This window comes from Planctomycetota bacterium (assembly GCA_038746835.1).
Taxonomy (GTDB): domain Bacteria; phylum Planctomycetota; class Phycisphaerae; order Tepidisphaerales; family Tepidisphaeraceae; genus JBCDKH01.
The window spans coordinates 1-18,163 of record JBCDKH010000058.1 but is presented as its reverse complement, the minus strand read 5'-3'; the positions used below and the strand labels follow the sequence as shown (position 1 = coordinate 18,163).

Genomic DNA, 18,163 nt, shown 5'->3' with positions numbered 1-18,163 from the left:
CTTCGATGCTCTTGATCGGGTACTTCTTACTCCACTCGGCCCAGAGGTTGGCCATGTCGTCGGAGCTGATGATCTCCTGCGTGCTGCTGAAGAACTTGTAGCCTTCCTTGCCGTCCTTCTCGGCCTCGTTCCAGAGTTCGCTGGTCGCGGGGTCGAGGGCGACGAAGATCTGCTCGCCCCACTTGTAACCGGCTTTGTCGGTGGCCTCTTCGATGACCTTGATGGCGTCTTCGTTGTTCTCGAGGTTCGGCGCGAAGCCACCCTCGTCGCCGACGGCGGTGCTCATGCCGCGCTTCTTGAGGACGCTCTTGAGGTGGTGGTAGATCTCCACGCCGGCCCGCATCGCGTCTTCGAAGCGCTCAAAGCCCCACGGCTGGATCATGAACTCCTGGAAGTCGACGGTGTTGTCCGCGTGCTTGCCGCCGTTGAGGATGTTGAGCATCGGGACGGGCAGCGTCTTGGCAGCCGGTCCTCCGAGGTAGCGCCACAGCGGCAGGCCGCAACCGTCCGCGGCGGCCTTAGCGACGGCCATGGAGACGCCGAGCGTGGCATTGGCACCGAGCTTCGACTTGTTATCGGTCCCGTCGAGATCGATCAGCAGGGCGTCGATCGCTTCCTGCTCGCGGGCGTCGAAGCCGAGGAGTTCTGGCCGGATGATGTCGTTGACGTTGGCGACGGCCTTGGTGACGCCCTTGCCCATCAGCGAGTCGCCGCCGTCGCGGAGTTCGACGGCCTCATTTTCGCCGGTGCTGGCACCCGATGGGACTGCGGCCTGGCCGAGACTGCCGTCTTCGAGGAGGACGTCGACCTCGACGGTGGGATTGCCGCGGGAGTCGAAGATCTGGCGGGCCTGGACGTGTTCGATGGCGAGGCTCATGGCGGGTGGGTCGTTCGTGGTGAAGGTGTGGTTGCGGGGCGGCAGTGTAGAACCGCGCGGCGAGAAGTTGCTGCTGTCGCCCAAGGCCGGGACGTGTTTGGCCGATGTAGGAAGTGGGGCCCACGTTTTGTCGCACCTCGTCCTTCTCGAATCGCTCTAGCTGATGTCAAACTTGTCCCTCGGTCAGAAGCTGATCGCCGCCTTTGCTGCGACGCTCGTCATCACCGCCGTCTCCGGCGGCGTGGTCGCATACAAAATGCTGGGCGTCTCTAAGGAAGCGGAAAAGCTCAGCGAGGAGTACGTGCCCGAGGTGCGCCTCGCGGCCGACATCCTCAAGCACGCCGAGGAGCTCAACCTTGCCGGTCGCAGCTACTCGCTGACCGGCGAGGCCAAGTACCGCGAGACGGCTGTCAAAGAGTTCGAGGTGCTAGAAGCCAGCTTCGACGAGGCCGAGGCGATGGTTCGGGAGTTTCCCGAGCTCGTGTCGCTCCGCGAGTCGATCAAGAAGGCCCGCAGCCACGAGGGCGAGTACAAGCGGCTGTTTGAGGAGACGATCGCCGCGATCGCACTTCGCCGCGAGGCCGAGGCCGCGCTTGATGCCCAGGCGGCAGTTCTGGTGGGCAATGTCGGCGAGCTCGTTTCGACGCAGCGGCAGAAGATGTCCGACGAAATCGACGCCGGCCGAGAAAGCAGCGTCGTCGCTGTGCGGCTGAAGAAGGTCGACAACGTCGGCACACTTCAGAACGAGGTCAACCAGATGCGGATCAGCGCTTTCAAGGCCGCTGCTCGAGGTAATCCTGATGGCATCGATGACGTCAAAAAGTGGCACGACACGGTCCAAGTCCGGCTCGAAACCCTCGACGGACTGCTCAAGGACAAAGACGATCGCGAAGCCCTCGTGACGGTGGTTGCCGCGAACGATGGATACCTGGATGCGGCGGAGAAGCTTCGCGAGGCGATGACGTCTGTTGAAGAGATCGGCCCACGTCGCGGAGCAGCGAGTGCGGCCCTCGTCCAGGACGCCCAGGAAGTCATGGACGCCGGCCTTGGCCATACCCAGCAGATTGCAACGTCGACGACCACCAACCTGGGTCGAGCCACGACGATCACGTTCGGCGGCATGGGACTGGCACTCGCACTGGGCGGAACGCTCGCAGTCGTCCTGACGCGAAGCATCACTGGCCAGCTCCGCGTCGCGGCCGTCTCGCTCACGACGGCCAGCGAGCAGACCGCGTCCGCCAGCAGCGAGATCGCCAGCGGCAGTCAGGCATTGGCACAGGGCGCCAGCGAGCAGGCGGCAAGCCTGGAAGAGACCAGCAGCTCGCTTGAGCAGATGAGCTCGATGACGCGTCGCAATGCCGACAGCGCCAAAGAGGCCGAGCGGCTGGCCGGGACCGCCCGAACCAGTGCCGATCGCGGCGGGCAGTCGATGGACAAGATGAACCAGGCCATCGAACGCATCCGCACGAGTGCTGACGAGACGGCCAAGATCATCAAGACGATCGACGAGATCGCCTTCCAGACGAACCTGCTTGCTCTGAACGCAGCCGTCGAGGCGGCGCGAGCGGGCGAGGCGGGCAAGGGCTTTGCCGTCGTCGCCGAAGAGGTCCGCACGCTCGCGATGCGTTCAGCTGAAGCTGCCAAGGAAACGAGCCGCATGATCGAGCAGTCGGTCGAGGCCAGCCACGACGGCGAATCGACCGCGACGGAAGTCGCCTCCACGCTGACCGAAATCAACGAAAACGTCGCCAAGGCCGGCAGCCTGATCGAGGAGATTGCCGCCGCGAGCCAAGAGCAGGCGCAGGGCATCGAGCAGGTCAGCCGTGCGGTCCAGCAGATGGACCAGGTCACGCAGCAGAACGCCGCCAACGCCGAAGAGTCGGCGGCCTCGAGCCAGGAGCTCAATCGCCAGGCGGACATCGCCCGCAACGCCGTCGAAGCACTCAACCGCATGCTCGGCGGTGCGTCGACGGCTCGCGTTGCAAGGACCGTCAAAGCGCCGCAGCTGATGCCGAAGGTCACGCCCGCGCCGTTGCCCAAGAGCACGACGACTACGCCAGCCCAGTCGCCGGCCAGGGCCGAGACGTCTCCGGACGACAGCTTTAAGCTGCCGGGCGACGAGGGCTTCGAGGCCTTCGACATGGCTGCCTGAGCCGACAAGGCGACACGCAAGTTTGTCGTCGTGCGTCAAGTAGCCGCAGCCACCTGCCGATGAAGGAATTGGGGCAGTACCGCATCGCGTGTGGACGCGAAGCGCGTTCATTTCGACGTACCACGGACGACCATGCTCAACGCCTTCTCCAACTCCGCCGGCCAGATGAAGCTCGGCACCAAGATCCTCATCGCCGCCGTCGGTGCCGTTATCGTGACAGCGGTCGTCGGCATCTTCGTGCAGCGGAGCGTCATTCGTGAGCAAGGCATCACGATGACGAAGCAGGCGATGCGCAATGCCGTCCTCGAGGCCGAAAGCGTGCGCAACACCATCGGCGACCTCAACGCGGGCGGTGCGTTCGATCAAGAGAAGCTGATGGAAGAGGTGCACAGCGGCGTACCGCTCCGCGAGACGCAGCTCTACAAGACCATTCCTGTCGTCGCCGCATGGCAGGCGATCGGCGAGCTGGCGGAGGAAGAGGGCTACGACTTCCGCGTTCCCAAGTTCCAGGCGCGCAATCCCGAGAACGAGCCCACGCCGTCCGAGGCCGAGATTCTGCACCAGTTCGAAAAGGGCAACGTCGACGAGTACTTCGCCATCGACGAGGAAGCAAACCAGATCGTCTACGCCCGCCCGATCAAGCTCACCGCCGACTGCCTCGCCTGTCACGGCGATCCGGCCAACAGCCCGACTGGCGACGGTCGAGACATTCTGGGCTTCCCGATGGAAGACTGGAATGTCGGTGACGTGCGTGGCGCGTTCGTGTTGAAGAGCGACATGTCGGAGCTGGACAGCGTCGTGATGGCGGGCGTGAACAAGACGGTCCTCTGGATCGCCCCGATCGTCGCCGCCGTTGCGTTCGGTTTCTGGTTCCTCAACCGCAAGATCATCGTTGCCCCGCTAACGGCGATCATCTCGTCGCTGCGTGCCGGCAGCCAGGAAACTCGCAACGCCGCCGGCCAGATTGCCAGCGGCAGCCAGTCGCTTGCACAGGGTGCCAGCGAGCAGGCCGCGAGCCTCGAAGAGACCAGCAGCTCGCTCGAAGAGATGAGCAGCATGACCCGCCGCAACGCCGACAGCGCAAAGGAGGCGGCTCGCCTGGCCGGTGACTCGCGCACGGCCACCGAAGCTGGCGACGCTGCGGTCGACCGCATGGGCAAGGCCATCGGCGAGATCCGCACGAGTGCCGACGAGACGGCCAAGATCATCAAGACGATCGACGAGATCGCCTTCCAGACGAACCTGCTGGCTCTGAACGCAGCCGTCGAGGCAGCACGGGCTGGCGAGGCAGGCAAGGGCTTTGCCGTCGTCGCCGAAGAGGTTCGCACGCTTGCGATGCGATCGGCCGAAGCCGCCAAGGAAACGAGCCGCATGATCGAGCAGGGCGTCGAAGCCAGCCGCAACGGCGAGTCGATCGCCGTCGAGGTCGGTCAGGCACTCTCGGCCATCAACGAGGCGGGCTCCAAGGTCAACGGCCTGATCGAAGAGATCTCCGCCGCCAGCCAGGAGCAGGCTCAGGGCATCGAGCAGGTGAGCCGCGCGGTCCAGCAGATGGACCAGGTCACCCAGCAGAACGCCGCCAACGCCGAAGAGTCGGCCTCAGCGGGCGAGGAGCTGTCGAGCCAGAGCCAGCGTCTGATGGAAGCCGTCGAGGAACTCAACAGCCTCGTCAGCGGAGCCACGCAGGGCACGGCCACGACCTCGGCACCAGCCGGCGGGACGGGCAGCTCGGGCGGCGTAGCCGGCTCGATCGGCTTCGACTTCGACGACGACGCCGGCCGCATGGCTGCGTGATGTAGAACCGCTTGCTCACCATGGCCCTCACGATCACTTGCCTCGCCGCCGCCGCAGTTGCGGGTCATCACCTTCTGCTGACGATCGCCCGCGAGTGTGCGGCGGTGAAGCCGGTCAAACTGCCGCCGGAGTTGCAGCAGCAACTGAGTTGAGACGCGGCGTCGGCTTGCGAACTCACTCCGCCTCGTCCGTTGCGTCGGGCTCAGGCTGGACTTCGATGCGAAGCCGGCCCACGCGTTGCGGTTCGGCTTCGAGGATCGTGAAGACGTAGCGCGAGCCGTTGCCGGTGGCGTGTTCGAAGCTCGTGCCGACCGGCGGGATTCGGTGGAGCGTGCTGTTCACGAAACCCGCGAGCGTGTCGTACTCGTCGTCCTCGGGCAAGTGGATGCCCATCTCGCGGTTCAGGTCGTCCACGGCCATCTTGGCGTCGGCCTCGGCGGAGGTGTCGCTGATCTTGCGGAAGAGGTCGTTGTCGGGGTCCTCGTGCTCGTCAGCGATCTCGCCCACGAGCTCTTCGAGAATGTCTTCGATCGTGACCAGGCCGCTGGTGCCGCCGTACTCATCGAGCACGATGGCCATGTGGATTTTCTGCTGCTGCATGTCGCGCAGCAGGTCGTCGAGCCGCTTGCTCTCGGGGACGACGATCGGCTTACGAACGACGGTCCGCAGGTCGAACCGACGGGTCTGACGATCCTCGCTGTCTTGGCCGTTGAGGCGCTTGCCGACGTACTGGAAGAGGTCGCGTGCGTAGAGGACGCCGACGACGTGGTCGAGGTTGTCCTCGTAGACCGGTATTCGGCTGTAGCCGGTGTCTTCGATGACCTGCAGCACTTCGTCGGCCGACGAGTCGACAGGCAGGCCTACGACGTCGCCACGCGGCGTGAGCGCCTGCTCGACCGTCATGTCGTGGAAGTGGACGGCCCGCTCGATCATCTGGTGCTCGCCCTCACCGATGACGCCTTCCTCGCGGCCTTCGCGGACGATGTCGAGGATCTCCTGCTCCAGCTCTTCCTCGACCAGCTCGGCCGACTCTTCCGGCCGGCCTGTCGCTCGGCGGACGAGGCGGTCGATCGGGCCGTGGGCCTGGATGAGCGGCCAGAGCGCGGCACGTTTGATGCGAAGCAGCCGGGCGAACGTGCCGATGGTCGACTCGGCCGCGTGGCTTCCGACGGCCAGCGGCAGCGCGACACCGAACAGGCCGATCGTGATGAACGACGCGACGAACGCGATGACGTAGCGGACCCACGGCTCGGTCGCCGGTGGCATCCAGGCGCCGACGAGGAACACGATCGCCAGAACGATGATGAGGTTCGCCGCGGTCCGTGCAGCAGCGGCCGTGAGGGCCAGTTCGTCTTCGTAGTCGGCGACGGCCTCGACGCGTGCCAGGGCCGCCTCGCCAGGGACGATTTTGCCCTTGGCGTCGGAGCCGGATCGCGATTTGCGCTCGAACCACTCGGCCAGCGTGCCACGCGAGTAGTCGCGCAGGGCATAGGCCAACGCCGAGAAGACCAGCGACCCGACGGCCGCGAGTGCCAGGAGCGGCAGGATGAGGGCTTCGCTCATCGTCGGCCCACCGTGCGGCGTGAAGGCGAACGCGAAGGCCGTGGGCCACAAGCACGTCGGCGGGGGCTCGTGGCGTCGAAAAGGGTGGATGTGCTCATTCGTCGCAGACGCTTCCAACCGCCGGGATCGACCGCCCGCTCCACCAGTGGCAGCAGGCCTCCGTCGCGACAGTCAGCGGGTTCAACCTAGCTCACAACATTGGGCGGGGCAAGGTCCGAGTATGGAGCAGCAGGAGTCATGCTGGGTAGCTGCGGGGCTACGGCCCGCAGCAACCTTTGTGTTCGCCAGAGCGGACTCGGATCATTGGGAGCTTTCGGTGCCACTGCATTGTTGCAGTGCTCTGTCCCGACCACTGCAACAATGCAGTGGCACCCGATCGCAATTCACTACGAATCGAAGTGAACTCGCCTTCGGTCACGGACGAAAGACGCGTCCGAAGCCCGCGGACTCAAGCCAGGCGTCCTCCGCCTCGTGCATGCGGGCGTGGTCGTCGGGCTTCAGGTCGTCGAAGCCTGAAAGGTGCAGAAGTCCGTGGAGGGCGTAGAGCAGCAATTCCTGCCGGACGGACGTCGTTCGGGCGACGGACTCGCGCGTGGCGACGTCGAGGCAGACGACGACGTCGCCCTCGATGACCCGTCCCGTCGTGTCGTGGGCGGTCTCGAAGCTCATGACGTCGGTCGTCGACGCGTCACCTGTGAACCGTTCGTGCAACGCCAACATCTCCGCGTCGCGGACGATCGTGAAGCTGACCTCGTCCGGGACAAGCGGTCGATCGGGCACCGCGAGCAACGTCTCCAGATCGCGCGCCAGCTGGTCCGCGACGTCGCGTGCTTCAGCATGATCCTCGACGTCGAATCGCACGGTGACATTTGGGGAGCGTGACGCACGGAGCGTGGGAAGCGTGACGCATGTGACCGGTTAGCGTTGAGCGCTAGCGAGCCTTCTGCGTCGGGTCGACGGTGTGGCGGTGCTCATCGGAGGCTCGCTGACGCTCACCGCTAAGCGCGTCCATGGTGTCCAGCGCAGAGCACGCGGACTCATCCCACCGCGGTCGACGGGACGGATGGACGAACACCGATCATGGTCGCTGCGGGTGTGACCGCGGTCGGTTTGTCTTCTGGGTAGGGGACGCGTCCGTGGTAGATGCCGACGAGGCTCTTGATGATTGACCGCTTGACGATTTCCAGCTCGCCCATCGTGATCGGGCATTCGTCGAACTGGCCGTCGAGGAGGCGCTTTTGGACGAGGTCGCTGACGCGGGACTCCAGCCGCGTCGGGGTCGGGTCGGCCATGGCTCGGCAGGCGCTTTCGCACGTGTCGGCGATCATGACGATGGCCGTCTCGCGGCTGCGCGGACGTGGGCCGGGATAGCGGTAGTCGCCCTCGGCCACGTCGGGTTCGAGCGGGCCGTCGCCGGCGGCTTCGAGGCGGCGTTGCTGCTGCTGGACGGCCTCGCGGTAGAAGTACTCGACCAGCGTCGTCCCGTGATGCTGCTCGATGAACGGCAAGAACGCCCGCGGCAGACCCCACTCGCGTGCCATCGCCAGGCCGTCTTTCACGTGGCCGGTGATGACGAGGAGCGACATGCTCGGGTTGAGCGACAGGTGCGGGTTCTCGCCGCCGACGCGTGGGACGGGATCGTTCCCGCCAGCGGCTTCGTTGGCGCGCTGGTTTTCGATGAAGTACTCGGGCTTGCGCAGCTTGCCGACGTCGTGGTAGTAGCACGCGACACGGCAAAGCAGTCCGTCGGCATTGATCGCTTTGGCGGCCTCTTCGCTGATGGTGGCGACCTGGAGCGAGTGGTTGTACGTGCCGGGCGCCTCCATCGCGAGGCGACGCAGCAGCGGGTGATCGAGGTACTCGAGCAGCGTCAGACCGGTCGTGATTCGGAACGCTCGCTCGATGAACGGCAGCACGCACAGCACCAGTCCGCCCGCCCCGAACCCGGCCAGCGCCGCCCACGCTGAGGAGGCGAGCAGGTAACTCAGTGGCTCCATCCGGGCCAGCCCAGCCACCAGTGCCGCGGCTCCGGCGATAATGCCGACGGTCCCGCCGACTTCGATCAGGCGGCTGCGCGTTCGCACTTCGCCCGGCATCAGACAGGCCGGCAGCAGACCCGCACAGGCGACCAGGAAGAAGCCGACGCCTTGCCCGAGTGCGAGCGTCACGAGGAGTGCCAGCAAGCCGCCGATGCCGAGTGCGAATCGGCCGTCGTACGCGACGCTGAGGGTGATGCCGGCGAGGAAGATCGGGCCCAGTGCGAGCAGGACCAGACTGCCCGTGCCGAGCGCCGCGAGCTGCGCGATCAGCAGACAACCCAGCAGTAGCGTCGCCAGTCCGGCCGCCCGCGACGGGTTGGCGGCGATCTTCGGGCGGTAGTGCAGGACGTACGCACTCATCGCCACCGTCAGCAGAATCGCCAGTCCCGCCAGGCCCGTCCGTTCGAACCAGACGCGATTGCCCAGCGACGCGCGGTACGAGTCGTTCTCGGCCCGCAGCAGCTGCCAGTCCGACTCGTCAAGCCGATGGCCACGCGGCAGCAGGCGTTGGCCCTCGCGATAGACAAGTTCGCCTGCAGACTCCGGCACGCGGGCGGACGCCTCGCCGCGAACACGCGCGGTCGCGGCCAGGTCGGGAACGACCGTCGGCTGCAGCGTCTGCGAGGTGAAGGCGACGATCTTCGGATAGAGCAGCTCGCCGAACGCCTCGAACGCGGCACCGTTGACGCGGCGTTCGATTTCCTGGCGCGTCGCCTCGTCCGCGGGAAGAGCGAGTCGCTGACCAGCGAGGACGATCTGGCCGGATTCGAGCTGGATCGGCTGACGGCCGTCTTCGGCGGCGGCGTCGGCGGGAAGTAGGATCAGGCCCAGGTCACGGAGCGCGTCGACGTACAGCCGAACCGACCGCTGCCATTGCCCGGCCCGCTCGCCCGTGAAGCCCTGCAGCCGAGCCAGGGCCGCCCCGTCGTTTGCGTCGAAAACCGTCACCAGGCCGACCTTCTGGGTCGCGTCTCCGGCCAGCTGATCCTGCATCAGGCCCGTCGAGCGACTCGGCGAGGCGAGCAGGTCGTCCTCCAGCTTGGCGAACGGATCGTCGTCGGCCGGGCGATAGACCCGCGGCTTGGCATCGGCGGCGCGTTGGCGGGCTTGGCCGAGGCGTTGCTCGTCAAGGACGTCGAACTCCACGCGGGCGAAGACCGGCTCCGTCGTCACCTGCCCAGGCCGATAATCCACCACGCGAGGCCGCAGCATTAGAATCGACGACGCGATCACGGCAAACGTGATCGCGACCGTCAGCGTCAGCATGCCGCGCTCGCCGCGGACGCTGCCGGCCTGGTCGACGAGCTTCTTGACCGGTCCGGGCCGGTCCCGGCGGACCTCGCCGCGGATTTCGTTTCGCCGGGATCGTGCCTTTTTGGGCTCGAAGAACGTCATGGGAACGAGGCGAACCCGCAGGCGGCCAGCAGCACTGTAGCGAATGCGGGCGAAACTCAATCAGAATCACCTGCGGGCTTTCGCCACATCGGCCAGCGCGTTGTGCCACATGAGCTTGGGACGTTTCAGTTCACGCGACTCGCATCGATTCCGCCGCGTTCGTAGGCGTCGACGATGTTCTGCACGAGGCGGTGTCGGACGATGTCGACCTTGTCGAGCTTCACGTGGGCGATGCCGTCGACGCCGCGGAGCCGGCGCAGCGCGTCACCGAGGCCGCTCGGCGTGCCGTCGTCCAGGTCGCTCTGCCGCGGGTCGCCGGTGACGATCATCTTGGAGTCGTTGCCGAGGCGCGTCAGGAACATCAGCATCTGGCCGACGGTGGTGTTCTGCGCTTCGTCGAGAATGACGACGCAGTCGTTGAACGTCCGCCCACGCATGAAGGCCAGCGGGATGACCTCGATGACGTCGTTGACCATGAACCGCTTGACTTGCTCCAGGTCCATCATGTCGCCGAGCGCATCCAGCAGTGGCCTCAGGTACGGGTTCACTTTCGCCGCCATGTCGCCCGGCAGGAAGCCCAGTCGCTCGCCTGCCTCGACGGCTGGTCTGGCGAGGACGATCCGCTTGACCGCGTGTCGCTTCAACATCGCAGCCGCGGCGGCGACGGCGAGATAGGTCTTGCCCGTCCCGGCCGGGCCTGTGCAGAAGGTCAGGTCGTGGTCGAAGATCGCCCGCAGGTACGCCCGCTGGCCGTCGGTCTTGGCCTTGATGCGGCTGCCACGGCTGAAGACTTCGACCGCGTCCGAGTCGTTGGCCCGGCGATGCTCGTCCTCGCGCACGTCGGTGATGGCCAGGCCCACGTCGTCGCTGGAGAGGTGTTCCTTGTGGCGCAGCAGTTCCTGCATACGCTCGACGACCCGCGCTGCCCGCGCGACCGACTCACTCGGCCCGCTGAGCTTCAGATCGCCATTGCGGAGCGTGATCGAGACGTCGAACAGCTCGCGCAGCCGCTTCAGATGCGCATCAGCCGGCCCAGCCAGGGCGAGGCTCTTCTCGGGATGGTCGAGTGGGATCGAGAGGTGCAAGGCGGAGTTCTTTGACGTCGAGCGGCGGCGATGGGTTCGCAAACGAAAACAGCCGCGACGCTACGCGTCGCGGCTGCGGTCGGGAGGACTCGAAGGTTCAGTTCAGCGGGAGCTCCCAGGGAGTGATTTTGACCTTCTCGAAGCCGGCGGGGTTGTCGGCGTCCTTGAACTTCACGTTCTCGGCGTGCCCGTCGACGAAGGCGATGTTGATGCTTCCGCCCTGCGCCGCACCAGTGTCGAGCCATTCGGCATTGGATGCACCGTCGGAGTGGCGGTCGAGCGGGACCTTCCAGCCAAGCCAACCGGTTTGCATGACGCCAGCAAGCGTGCCCCAGTAGTTGGCATTGCCACCGTTAAAGTGCATGTAGTTGGTCATGTGGGCAAGCATGTTCGGCTTGTCCTGGAAACTACCGTTGTTTTGGATTTCGTTGGCGGGGCGCAACGTGCCCGCGTCGGCGACGAGCATGGTGGCCGTCGCATCCTCGACCTTGACGAGCTTGCAGTTGGCACCCTGGCCGACCGCCGTCTCGCCGTAGTCGGAATCGACCGGGCCGTTGATCACGCCCAGGAACGAAGCGCCGATGTAGCTCACGCCGTTCTCACCGATTGTCGAAGCGATATCAGCGTTGAAGCCGTAGCTCGCCGGCACCGGTGCGTTGTTCGTGTTCGCCGGCAAGAAGAGACCGGTCGTCGACACATTGCCGCCGGTCACATTCTCATCGAGATCGGGCTGCGTGAGATCACTAGGGCAAAGGAATGCTTCGGTGAAGTTTTCGCTCTCCTGGAACGTCCGGGCTGAGGTGTCGCCGAGGAACGGCAAGAGCATCGAGAACGGATCGAGCAGCTTCTTGCCCGTTCCGTCCGTGTCGGGCTCACCGGCGAACAGCTCGCGGTAGGGCCACCGCTTGCCGGACGGGTCGACCTGCTTGACGATCACGTCGTCGGTCAGCGTCGGGATGACGCCGCGCTCCTCGTGCATCATGATCGAGCCCGTGGCGATCTGCCGGAGGTTGCTCAGGCACTTGACGTTGTTGGCCGAGGCGCGGGCGCGGCTCAGGGTCGGGAGCAGGATGCTCACCAGAAGGGCGATGATGCCGATGACGACCAGGAGCTCCACCAGCGTGAAGCCCGGGCGACGGGAATGGTGCGGGTAACGGTTCATGAATGTGCTCCTCCGTTCAGACGCGAACGGTCAAAAGATGGGCCGGAAAAACCGGCTTGGATAGCGGGTCGGCGTCGGCGACGCAGGCCCATCAATCCCCCACAAAGCAGCAGGCCCAGCGACGTCGGTTCAGGCACCGTCGCCGCCAAAGCTGCCGGGAAGGTCAAGCTGCCGGCACGATCGCCGGTCTCGCGGTCGAAGCCGAAGCTCGAACGCAGAAGTCCAAAGTCCGCCAGCGACACCGAGCCGTCGCCGTCGAAGTCGCCACCGGCCCAGCCGGCGTCGGTGCCGAAGTTGGCACGCAGAATGCCAAAGTCGGCCAGGTCGACGGTGCCGTTCAGGTCGGCATCGCCGCGGACGGTCTCGAAGACGTTGCCGAGCAGCGAGTCCATGTCACTGTCTGTTACGTCGCCGTCCGCGTTGAGATCGAGCAGCCACGAATAGGTGTCCGACAGAATGGCGTCGGCGAGGAAGTCGATGTCGAAGGCGTCGGTTCCGCCGAACTCGTTCAGATTGCCGCGACGCTGGATCGCTGCCAGCACGGCATCGCCGGTGTTGTTGGCGTTGGCCGCGCGGTAGACGTCTTCGAGCAGGAAGAGGTCGTTGGTATCGACCACGCCGTCGCCGTTGATGTCGGCCGCGGGATTGAAGCGGTCGCCTTGGGCGTACAGCACGGCCTCGAAGCCGTAGCTCGAGTTGGCGACGTCGTCGGTGCCGAAGAAGCCGTTGTGGTTCAGGTCGCCAAGGCCCCGGCCGATGCCGGTGTCGAAGCTGAACCCGCCGAATCGCTGGACGTTGACGTTGCCGGTGATCTCGTAGGTGACGACGGTGACGGCGTTGTTGCCTTCGACGATGCCGCCGAACCCGTACTTGAAGAGGTCGCGATCGACCTGGCTGGCCCGGCTGTTGGGGTTGACGAGGTCGAGCGGGTCGACCGTCGGCGCGAGGTTCAGGAAGACGTGGACCTCGCTTGCGGTGTTGTCGAGGCTCTCGACGATGAAGTCCCGGCCGGACTGGCTGAAAGGAACGACTTCGAAGATGCCCGACTCGGGCTTGAGGCGATCGACGTAGAGGACTTCCTTGAACGTCGAGTAGACGGCCGGGCCGCCGTCGTTGCGCTGGCGGAAGGCTCGGACCTCGACGAAGTTGACGCCCTCGGGGAGCATCGTGGTGTCGACGTTCTGGCGGAACTCGCCGTCACCGCCCGTTGCCAGAGGCGAGCTCTTGTCGGTGAACGACTCGAAGCCGTAGGCGACGCTGCCGGGCGTGACATTGTCAACGCCGGCGTTGCTGTTGACGTCGAGGCCGCCGTTGACCTTGAGCAGAGCGCTGTCGCCGTCGGCTGCGAAGTCGCGGAAGCCGTCGGCAAGGGTGACAGTCACCGTGTCGAGCGCGACGGTGAACGTGTCTGCGGTGACGACGGTGTAGTCGGCGAGGCGCGTGGTGCCGTTGGTCGCATCGGTTGCGGTGCCGCCGGCGATGGTGCCGGCCGAGCCCTCGATGGAAAGCGTGCCTTCGGGCGTGGGCAGGCCGTAGTAGACGTAGCCGGTGCCGTGGCTGCCGTTGCGTGGGATGCGGATCGGGGCCTGCCCGTTGTCTCGGACGCGGACGACGCTGGGCACGTCGTCGAATGGATCGATCGTGGTGTCGTCAGCGTTGCCGGTCAGCTCGACGAGTCGCGTGCCGGGGGCAAAGCCGGTGTCGACCCAGCGCTCGTCGAAGCCGCTGTCAGTTCGGTTGGACAGGCCGACGATGACGGAGCCTTCGCGTTCGTAGACGAGGGTTTCCTTGTCGATCCAGCGTTCGAGGTAGTTGCCTCGGCCGTGGGTGTTGCGTGCCTGGACGAGCGTGGTGATGGTGTCGCCGTAGAGGCCGCCCAGGGCGTCGCCGCGTCCCTGCTTGGGGAAATCGCGGTTTTCGCCGAACTGGAGGGCGTTGTGGTAGACGACCCAGTTGCCGGGCCTCATGGCGAGGTAGGCGTTGGCGACGTTGCCGAGGTCGGCCCCGAAGTCGTCGTGGGACGCGTCGAAGGCGACGCCCTGGCTGCCGTTGTTGGCCAGGCCGTCGTCGTTGGAATCAAAGCTCGCGCCGACGACGTTGCGCCAGTCGTTCTGGAAGCCGTTGCTCGAGAGGTTGCCCTTGAGCGCGAAGTGGAGCGGGAAGTCGAGGTTGTCCCGGTTGCCGCCGACGCGGTTGGGCTGGCTGGGGTCGATGTCCTTGCGGGTGTAGGCCTGGAGCAGGCCCTTGTTGCCGTCGAGGACTTCACCGAACGAGAAGACGTGGTCGGTGCTGCCGTCGAGCAGCTTGCGGGGGTTGGCGCCGTAGACGGCGCGGTCGAAGTACTCGAGCACCCACGGCTCCATGTGCTTGACCGCGTCGAGGCGGAAGCCGTCGAAGCCGATCTCCTGGACGTACCACTGCGCGTTGCGCATCAGGTAGCCGGTGGCGTTTTCGGTGACGGGCGTGCCGGTCGTGGCCTCGGAGCCGTCGCCGGCGAAGTCGTAGACGGTGAAGGTCTCATTGGTCGCCGGGTCGAAGAGCGTTCGGCCCGGGCCGGACTGCGACGGGTAGAACCGGCGGTTGGCTTCGGTCGGAACGTTGGCGATGTTGCCGTTCCAGAACTGCGTGCCGGCGTTGGGGAGGTTCCGCGGGTCATTGGGGTCGACCGGGTTGCGGATGAACTGGAAGTTGGTCTCGTGGTCGATGTCCAGAAGGCCGGAGAGTCGGCCTTCGTTGACGGAGTCTTCGATGGAGAGGAAGCCGTTGTGGAAGTCGCCGTCGACGGCATTCGGGAGCGACAGGGCAAAGCCCGGGTAGCCGCCGCTGGTCGCGAAGCCGAAGGTGCCCTGGTCGGCAAAACCGTTGTGGTTCCAGACGAGGTCGGCGTAGACCCGGCCGCCCATGCGTTGCCAGGTCTGGTTCATGGAGCGAACGCCGCGCTCGGTACCGTAGAGCGTTTGGTCGTTCCAGCGTCCCAGGTCGAAGCGGTCGTACTGGTCGTAGCCGACGCTGAAGCCGCCAGTTTCGGCCTCGCCGGGCGGGGGCACCCAGAGGCTCCCATAGCCGGCGAGGAAGGCGTCAGCGGCGCGGGACTCGTTGTTGTCCCAGCGCGACTCGAAGACCTGGAGGATCGCCGGGGCCGAGCTGTCAGCAGCAGCAGCCGGCGAGACGAGGCCGAGGCTCGCGATGCCGACGATCGCCCCGACCGTCGCGGCGGCGGCGGAAGCGATTCGACGGTCAGGACGGAGTCGGGTCATCGGAGCAAGAACTGGAATCAGCGGCGGGTTAACTGGTTTAACTGACGGTTTGAAAATCGTCCGGATGAGGGGAAACCCACCCGGACGGGGGGACGGGGCGAATGCCCCGTGAGGGATGAAGAGCTGAAAAAGTAAGCGTTCGGGTGCTGTCAGGTTAAGCAGTCCGTGTGTTGGTCACACTCGGGTGCTTTCGCGGTCAATCGCGGCGCCGGCGCAGTGTTACCAGGGACAGGGCCAGTACCCCAGCAATACCCGACGGTTCCGGCACGACGGTGATCGCGGTGGAGTCGCTGAAGGTGACGGTGCCGTTGAAGCCGGGGTTGCCCGAGGCGTTGCCGTCGAAGGTGGCGGTGCCGAAGGTCTCGTCGGAGCGGAAGGCGCTGTCGCTGATGAGCGTCCCGACGACGTTGAACGTGTCACCGACGCCGAGTCCAAGGAGCGAGAGGTCGTAGCTCACCGTGCCGGGCGATCCGCCGGCAGGTGTCTGGTTATCAAGGAAAATCAGGCTGTTGTTGCCACCAGCGGCTAGTTGGAAGAGGGCGGCGAAGCCATCGCCGAACGCGAGGCCGAAGTCGGCCTCGAAGCCGCTGGCAAAGGTCGCCACCGTGCTGCTGTCGTCGCCGGGATCGCCTAAGTCGTTGGCATTAAAGCCACTGAGTGCCCTGCGACCACCGTCCAGCCCGTCCATCAGGCTCGACGTATCGCCGAATCCGCCCGCAACGGTGTCGAAGTAGACGGCGAGGATATTGCCTCCGAGGCCGCTGCCGCCGGTGTCGAGGTCGAGCGTGAGGCTCGAGGCATCAGCGGTCACGGTGAGCGAGCCGTTCCCGACGGGTCCGCCGAAGCCGGTGTTGCCGTTGCCATTGATCGTCGCGGCCGACGCCATGCCGGCCGAAGCCAGGACGGTGATCGCGGTGAAAAGGGTGCTATTTCTCAAGGTTCTCCTCCAGTCAGTGGGAAGCGACCGACCATGGCCGCTCGAAAGGACCCCGGCCGGCTTTCGCCAACCGGGATCCCGGGGGGTGGGGGTCTAGTTGCGGCGACGACGCAGCAGCGCCAGTCCGCCAAGGCCGGCCAGGGCCAGCGTGGTCGGTTCCGGGACGACCGTCGAGTACCAGGCGTCCAGTGCGGCGATGTCGCTGCCGGTGCTGGTGCCGAAGTTGGCTCGCAGGATCCCGAAGTCGGCCAGGTCGACGTTGCCGTCGCCATTGAAGTCGCCGGTCATGAACGTGCCGCTGGTCGAGCCGAAGTTGGCGCGGAGGATGCCGAAGTCGGCCAGGTCGACGGTGCCGTCACCATTGGCGTCGCCGGGCAGCGGGGACGCTCCGCCGATGTCGATCGAGATGAACTGATCGCCGGTGAAGACGCTGGCATCGAAGAGCGGCACACCGCCCGGATCACCGTTGCCGCCGAGGTTGTCGACGCCGCCGAGGCCCGGCAGGAACTGGTTGCTGAGGAAGTCGCCGCCGCCGCTGGTGATGAACGGCAGAAGCTTGATATCGCCGCTCGTGTTGAGGGCGGTCATCAGGAACTCGTCGGTCAGCAGGTATTCCAGGCCGGTCACGGCCGTGAGCGGATCGCCGAGGACGTTGTCGTCGTTCGTAGCGATGACGCCGTCGACGTTCGAGTTGTCGAACGCGAAGGTGATGTCACCGATCGGCGTGGTGCCACCGTTGCCGTCATCGATTTCGTAGGTGCCGGTGAAGGGCGTCCCGAGGTCATCGGTCTGGCCGATGAAGCGGTCGACGTTGGGGTCCGCGTCGTTGGGGAGCGTCAGATCGATGACGTTGAGGAAGTACTGGCCATTGAAACCGTTGATCTCCAGCGAGTAATCCGGGTTGAAGCCGGGATCGAGGATCGACGCCGGATTGATCGGGTCCTCCTGATTGATCGTGCCGTCGCGATCGGTGCCCCAGTCGTCGGACTTGGCCCCGCCGATCGAGCCGATCGTGCCGAAGCCGCTGGAGTCGGTCGAGGCGATCGCGCCGCCGGGCTTGGAGTCGATGAAGACGACCAGGCCGTTGCCGTTGAGCTCGAGGTTGCCTGTCAAGCCGAGGTAGAGGCCGGTGCCGGAGACGTAATCGGCATAGGCGGCATTGAGTTCGCTGAAGTTGTCGCCGAAGCCGGTCGGACTGTCCTGCACGGCGATGGCCGGGCCGTACTCGCCGGTGGTAATCGAGCCGTCAACGACGACCTGGGCCGACGCATCAGCCGCAAGGCCCGCCGCCACAGCGACGGCCGCGGCGGTTACGAGAGAGTGGTTCTTTGCAATTTTCATGGGGTCCTCCATCGATGCCTCGGGTGCCGTTAGACCGGTTAACGCAGCCGGATCAGCTTGCGGAGAGGCGTCTGGACAACGGCAGCGTACGCCAAACCCGGCCTTTGTCAATCCTATTCATGCCCGATGTTTGTGCATTCGGCGAGATAATCGCCACAGCTGCACATTCACAGTGCAAAAAATCGTGCTGCACGCCGCTTTGCTTCTTGCCGGATGGCCTGCGTTCGGTAGTATGCTAAACTGTTTAACCGGCCGCGGTGCTCTCGCGTCGCAGCTTGGCCACAAGCGTCCCCCACTGCTCTGCAAGCTCGATCGTGTCCCGTTACGTCTCTCATCCTGCTGTCAACCTGCAGACGGCGACGGCGCGGGCGACCGATGAGGACCGCATCTCGCCACCGCCGACAAGGCGCAAGCCGGTCATTTCCGAGGCGCACGACATTCCCGAACCGTCGCCCAACCGGCCGACGGGCAAGTCCCGTCGCGGCGGGGCGGGCAAGCGTGGCAGCGCGACCGTCAACCTGCGGGACGTCGCACGCGTGGCCGAGGTGTCGGTCGCGACGG

At 65.6% G+C, this 18,163-nt stretch carries 13 protein-coding genes; 4 read left to right on the top strand and 9 right to left on the bottom strand.

All coding sequences use genetic code 11. From position 1 onward, the window contains the following. Positions 1–877: phosphopyruvate hydratase (locus AAGI46_07870; protein ID MEM1012122.1), on the bottom strand; the 877-nt coding region annotated here is incomplete at its 3' end. 163 nt (positions 878–1,040) lie between these two features. Between AAGI46_07870 and AAGI46_07865 the strand changes: the two genes are divergently transcribed. The 3 genes from AAGI46_07865 (at position 1,041) to AAGI46_07855 (ending at position 4,975) form a co-directional block, all read left to right on the top strand. Next, positions 1,041–3,029, top strand: a complete 1,989-nt coding sequence (locus AAGI46_07865) for a methyl-accepting chemotaxis protein (GenBank protein MEM1012121.1) — start codon at positions 1,041–1,043, stop codon at positions 3,027–3,029. 132 nt (positions 3,030–3,161) lie between these two features. Next, the gene (locus tag AAGI46_07860) at positions 3,162–4,823 is read left to right on the top strand and encodes a methyl-accepting chemotaxis protein (protein ID MEM1012120.1); all 1,662 of its coding nucleotides are present in this window, start codon (positions 3,162–3,164) and stop codon (positions 4,821–4,823) included. 20 nt (positions 4,824–4,843) lie between these two features. Beyond that, positions 4,844–4,975: a hypothetical protein gene (locus tag AAGI46_07855; protein MEM1012119.1), complete on the top strand. Its 132-nt coding sequence runs from the start codon at positions 4,844–4,846 to the stop codon at positions 4,973–4,975. A 22-nt stretch (positions 4,976–4,997) separates the two neighbouring features. Here AAGI46_07855 and AAGI46_07850 read toward each other — a convergent pair whose 3' ends face one another. The 8 genes from AAGI46_07850 to AAGI46_07815 all read right to left on the bottom strand — a co-directional run bounded on the left by AAGI46_07850 (position 4,998) and on the right by AAGI46_07815 (position 17,602). Beyond that, a complete protein-coding gene (locus AAGI46_07850; GenBank protein MEM1012118.1) occupies positions 4,998–6,386 on the bottom strand; it encodes a hemolysin family protein in 1,389 nt (462 codons plus the stop codon). Between the two features lie 414 nt (positions 6,387–6,800). Further along, positions 6,801–7,247, bottom strand: coding sequence for an rRNA maturation RNase YbeY (gene ybeY, locus AAGI46_07845; GenBank protein MEM1012117.1), 447 nt, complete (start codon positions 7,245–7,247; stop codon positions 6,801–6,803). A gap of 176 nt (positions 7,248–7,423) precedes the next feature. Next, complete coding sequence (locus AAGI46_07840; GenBank protein MEM1012116.1) at positions 7,424–9,820, bottom strand: HDIG domain-containing metalloprotein; 2,397 nt, start codon at positions 9,818–9,820, stop codon at positions 7,424–7,426. A gap of 125 nt (positions 9,821–9,945) precedes the next feature. Then, positions 9,946–10,905 carry a PhoH family protein gene (locus tag AAGI46_07835; protein MEM1012115.1) on the bottom strand — a complete coding sequence of 320 codons (960 nt, stop codon included), beginning with the start codon at positions 10,903–10,905 and terminating at the stop codon, positions 9,946–9,948. A 97-nt stretch (positions 10,906–11,002) separates the two neighbouring features. Then, positions 11,003–12,067 (bottom strand): type II secretion system protein, encoded by a 1,065-nt coding sequence (locus AAGI46_07830; protein ID MEM1012114.1) that lies wholly within the window; start codon positions 12,065–12,067, stop codon positions 11,003–11,005. After that, on the bottom strand, positions 12,064–15,324 hold the full coding sequence (locus AAGI46_07825; GenBank protein ID MEM1012113.1) for a PEP-CTERM sorting domain-containing protein: 3,261 nt from the start codon (positions 15,322–15,324) through the stop codon (positions 12,064–12,066). The genes AAGI46_07830 and AAGI46_07825 overlap by 4 nt, the downstream gene beginning before the upstream one ends. A 196-nt stretch (positions 15,325–15,520) precedes the next feature. Further along, positions 15,521–16,261 (bottom strand): PEP-CTERM sorting domain-containing protein, encoded by a 741-nt coding sequence (locus AAGI46_07820; protein MEM1012112.1) that lies wholly within the window; start codon positions 16,259–16,261, stop codon positions 15,521–15,523. Between the two features lie 93 nt (positions 16,262–16,354). Further along, positions 16,355–17,602 carry a dockerin type I domain-containing protein gene (locus AAGI46_07815; GenBank protein MEM1012111.1) on the bottom strand — a complete coding sequence of 416 codons (1,248 nt, stop codon included), beginning with the start codon at positions 17,600–17,602 and terminating at the stop codon, positions 16,355–16,357. Positions 17,603–17,916: 314 nt separating this feature from the next. On the opposite strand from AAGI46_07815, the gene AAGI46_07810 reads away from it, so the two are divergent. Then, positions 17,917–18,163 (top strand): hypothetical protein (locus AAGI46_07810; GenBank protein ID MEM1012110.1); only part of this gene is annotated, 247 nt, incomplete at its 3' end.